The organism is Clostridium sp. ZBS2, assembly GCF_023845855.1.
In the GTDB taxonomy this organism is placed as follows: Bacteria; Bacillota; Clostridia; order Clostridiales; family Clostridiaceae; genus Clostridium; species Clostridium aquiflavi.
The window spans coordinates 1-4,966 of the sequence record NZ_JAMQIF010000025.1 but is presented as its reverse complement, the minus strand read 5'-3'; the positions used below and the strand labels follow the sequence as shown (position 1 = coordinate 4,966).

4 protein-coding genes and 1 tRNA gene are annotated in these 4,966 nt (G+C 25.5%); all 5 read right to left on the bottom strand.

Annotated elements, in window-relative coordinates:
• Nucleotides 1-33: 33 nt before the first annotated feature.
• A complete protein-coding gene (locus NG918_RS14195; RefSeq protein ID WP_252216213.1) occupies nucleotides 34-1,491 on the bottom strand; it encodes a hypothetical protein in 1,458 nt (485 codons plus the stop codon).
• Nucleotides 1,488-2,885: an ATP-binding protein gene (locus NG918_RS14190; protein WP_252216212.1), complete on the bottom strand. Its 1,398-nt coding sequence runs from the start codon at nucleotides 2,883-2,885 to the stop codon at nucleotides 1,488-1,490. Before NG918_RS14190 ends, NG918_RS14195 begins: the two co-directional genes overlap by 4 nt.
• A gap of 4 nt (nucleotides 2,886-2,889) precedes the next feature.
• Entirely contained in the window at nucleotides 2,890-3,579 is a 690-nt protein-coding gene (locus NG918_RS14185; RefSeq protein ID WP_252216211.1) for a response regulator transcription factor, read from the bottom strand.
• Nucleotides 3,580-3,683: 104 nt separating this feature from the next.
• Nucleotides 3,684-4,631 (bottom strand): polysaccharide deacetylase family protein, encoded by a 948-nt coding sequence (locus tag NG918_RS14180; RefSeq protein WP_252216209.1) that lies wholly within the window; start codon nucleotides 4,629-4,631, stop codon nucleotides 3,684-3,686.
• Nucleotides 4,632-4,814: 183 nt separating this feature from the next.
• Nucleotides 4,815-4,889: transfer RNA gene (locus tag NG918_RS14175), tRNA-Asn, on the bottom strand.
• Nucleotides 4,890-4,966 lie beyond the last annotated feature (77 nt).

Below are 4,966 nucleotides of genomic sequence, written 5' to 3'. Positions count from 1 at the left end.
TATGCATATATCAACACACTACTAAAACAGATCCTAATTTAAAAATGGTTTTGCCCAAGTATCAACATAATCTCCTATGCACCATTCAGCCATTATAATTTGATCATTTTTATCCATTTCTATTATATCAAGTGGAACATTGTTTATTTTTGAATTTTGAATTTCATCTATAAGCAAACCTTGTTCAGTTAAAATTAATGCTATTCTTTTGTTAGGAGATGTAAATGCATCTTTAATTCCTGGAAGTTCTCGCTTTAATGTTTTCCATGGAATTAAAAGAGAATCATAATTTACTAACTTCTTATTTTGTTTTAAATTTAAATTATAATCATATCCACTTCCCTCTAATCCATAAGCAGGTGATATTTTACCAATAACAGTCCATTTTCCATTTACTCTTTTAAGAGAAAAATTGCTGTAATTCATATATGGACTATATTTTTGTTTCTCTTCATTAGAAAAATTATTAACAATATTATCATAAGCTTGGTTAAAAGCTTTATTAACATCAATAGTAAATATATCACTTATAACAATTGGTATATTAGACGTTATGTTATCTATTGGTAAAACCTCATATTTAGCATAATCACCATTGAAATTATTACCTTCATATACCTCTGTAGCCACATAATCATTACCAACAAAATTTATACTTATATATCTATTTTTATCTATACTTTCTAAATTTTTATTATCATTATTAATAAAATCTTTATTATTAATTGGCTTAGCATCAAAATATTCATAATAATAATCATTTTTATTTATAAATTTTTTATTTATGTTCCAAATCCCATTCATACGAGGAACTATTAGACCTGATTTATCTCTTATAGGTTGTAATTCTCCATTTTTAAATGAAATATATAATGTCTTATACTCTTCTGTGTTATTTTCTTTATTTTTTGATTTTATGCCTAGATAAACTCCAACTGGATAATCATAATCATTAATTAATTTATTTTCTGCCTTATGTTCTTCATTTTTTGTATCATTTTCTACAACATCATTTATTTCATCAATAAAACTAACATTATACAATGCTCCATTGTAAAATATAAATCCATCTTTATCCGTATTCTCTATAAATTCAAACATTATATTATTATTATTAAAAATTGATATAACTTCATAATTTTCTTTGTCTAGATTAAGATCTCTTATACTATATTTTTCTTCATATGAAATAACATAATCATCTTTAACTAATTTTAATTTGTATGAAATATTTCTATACTCAACATTCTTTAGCTTTATATATTCATTACATATTTCAATATTTTCTCCTACAGAAAATTTTTTATTACTAATAGAATATATATCATTATCTAAAATTTTATAGTCATTTATTTGCCAAACGCCTTTAATACTTAAAGATTTATTTTCTGGTGCTTTAATTTTATAAATTTTATTTTGTGCCACATCATTACACCCTATTATAAAAAAAGATATAAAAACAACTAAAAATATATTTATAAATTTTTTCATAAATCTGTCTCCCTTGTATTAGGAATTGATATAGTAACTCTAGTCATCTTCCCTTCTTCACTTACTATATCTAAATATCCATTGTGAAGATTAACTATTTCTTCACAAATAGATAATCCTATTCCGTTTTGAGATTTTGAATTAGCACCCTTATAGAATTTCTCTTTTATTTTTGGTAAATCACTTTCACTTATTCCACAACCATTATCTTCTACTATTATTTTTAAATCTTTTTCTCCTTGATTAAAAATAACACTAACATTCCCACTTTTATCTACAAACTTAAATGAATTATCTATTAAATTTATTAGAACTTGCTTCATTCTATCTATATCTAAATAATATATTTTGTTATCTAAATTAGATAATACATTAAAGTTAATGCATTCTTTTAAAGCTCTAGGTATCATATAATTTTCTATATATTCTATTAATTCCATTATATTTACCTTTTCTCTCTTTAATTGCATTTTCCCATTTATAAGACGTGAAAAATCTAATAATTCTTCTACCATATTAGATAATCTATCTGTTTCTTTTTCTAATATATTAAAACCTAATTTAAATGTATCTTCATCAGTATTATTATCTTGAAGGGTTATTACCCAGCCTTTTATAGAAGTTAATGGCGTTCTTAATTCATGGGATACAGATGATATAAAATCATCTTTTAACTTTTCTCTTTTTATAATTTCTTCTGCCATATAATCTAATGTATTGGCAAGTTGAGCAACTTCGCCTTCTCCACTTATATTATTTCTAACTTTTAAATTTCCATTAGCCATTTTTTGTGAAATATTAGTTAGCCTTTTTATTGGATTTATAATTTTATTTGATAAAATTAAACTAATAATTATTCCTAAAAGCAATACAAATATAGATATTAACATAAAAAAGAAAAATATACATTTTAATTCATTATTAACCTCTTCTAAAGATATAACATATCTAATTATTCCTATCACTTCATTATCATTTAATAGTGGCTCTGAAACAGACATTACCTTATAATTGCTATAGCTTACATCACCAACATAGCTCCCACTTTCACCATTAATTGCTTTTTTAACATCAGGTTTTTCATGCAAATTATTATCATAAACTCCTATTGAATCCATTAGTAAGTTTCCGTTTTCATCTAATATTTGAACCTCAGCATTACTTTTATTCCAAAATGAATCAACATTATCATATATATTTTCAATCAAACTTGATTTATATAAGTATTTATTATAAAAATTAGTTGCTATTTCTATTTGATTTCTTAGTAAAGTTTCAGCATTATCATAATAATATTTTTTTACAAATGTACCTAAAAGTACATTCATACATATAACAGTAAATAATATCAAAAATATAAAACTTCTAATTAGTGTATTTTTAATACTTTTCATTTTATTATCCTTTCCATCTATATCCCTTACCCCATATTGTCTCTATAAATTCTGGTTCTGACGGATTATCTTCTATCTTAGCTCTTAGGCGTCTAATATTAACGTCTATTAACTTAGGATCACCAAAATAATCATATCCCCATATTAAATTTAAAAGCTCATCTCTTGAAAATGCTTTATTCGGATTTTTTAAAAATAATTTCATGAGTAGATATTCTTTTGGGGTGACATCTATTTCTATGTTATTTTTAAATAATTTTTGCGAATATAAATCTATTATGAATGGTTCCCTAATTAGCTTATCAATATTTTCTTTATCATTATTTTCGTCGCCAATTCGTCTTAATATTGCTTTAATTCTAAGAATTAGTTCTAATGGATTAAATGGTTTTATTATATAATCATCAGCACCATATTCTAATCCCATTATTTTATCCATATCTTGAGTACGCGCTGTAAGCATTATAATTCCTATTTTAGGATACCTTTTTCTCAATTCATCGCATACTTTAAAGCCATCTATACCTGGAAGCATAACATCTAAAATTGCTAAATTAATATTAAATTCTTCTGCTGCCTTAAGCCCATCTTCACCCGTTCCTGCTTCTATCACTTCAAAATTATTTCTTTTTAAATTTATTTTTATAAATCCTCTTATACTTTCTTCATCTTCAACTAATAGAATTTTAATCATAAATAAGTACCTCCTATCTACATTATCCCTATTTATCTTTTTCTTATAATAAAAAAGAGACTTCAAAAGCCTCTTTATATATATTTATGAAAATAACATTAAATTTATTTTATACTTTTAAGTTCATATCCTTGTTCTCTTAGATAATCTATTACTTGTGGTAATGCTTTGGCAGTTTCTTGTTTTCCTGCTGCGTCATGCATCAATATAACTGCTTTTTCTCTTCCAGCAACACTTTTCTTTACTTCTTCTAATAATTCAGAAGCAACTTTTGTTTTTCCTTCTGCATCCTTAGATAATGCATTCCATTCAATATAACTATATCCACCTTCTTTAAGCTTTTCTTTTATTGTATCTTGGCCTTTCCAAGACATAAGACCACCTGGAAATCTAATAGTTTTAGTTACAAAATCTTTTCCTAAAACTTGTCTAAATGTTTCATTATTTTTTTCTATATCACTCATAAAGTTTTCAATACTTACAATTCTATTAGGATATAAGTAATGATAATCATGTGAATATGTGTGACTAGCTACTGCATGTCCATCTTTAACTATCTCTTTTAACAACTCTTTAGTTCTATCGCTTTCATTTATAGATTTTCCTAATGTAAAAAATGTAGCTTTAGCATCTTTATCTTTTAATACTTTTAATACTTCTGGAGTTACACTTTCTGATGGACCATCATCAAAAGTTAAGTATGCAACCTTATGACCATTAGCACCTTCAGGCATCTTACCAATGCTTTGCTCATATAAGTATTTTTCTACAAAAGCTGCTGAATCAGCATTAGGATCTTCTTCTGCAGTTAAATATCCTGAGTTGTCTAATTTATTCTCTTCTACAGGAGTACCCTCTGATTTATTTTCAGTTACAACTTCATTATTATTACTAAGTTCACTTGCATCAGCATTAATACTTTTACTATGCATATATTTAGCTGATAACATTCCAGCTACTACCACAACTAAAACTATTGAAGAAAATAAAATTATTTTCTTTTTTTTATTTCTTCCAGCACTTCTTCTTCTATGATTAATATTATTACTCATTTACTGTTATCCCCCATAATCTTTTTATTTCAATATAGTTTGTCCATTTTTTAAGTTAATCAAATTACTACACGTATAATTATATAATACAGCATTTCTGTTTTTGTTACAAAATTATTACATATATAGATAATTTAAGACAATAAAAAAAAGCCGATCAAATCGACTTTAACAATATCAAATTGGCTCCGCGAAGAGGACTCGAACCTCCAGCCTATCGGTTAACAGCCGAGTGCTCCACCATTGAGCTATCGCGGAATATAATTGAAAGATTGTTCTTTCAAAATTGCACATAAAATGTATATAATAAATATGTATTGGTCAAGCCCTCGACC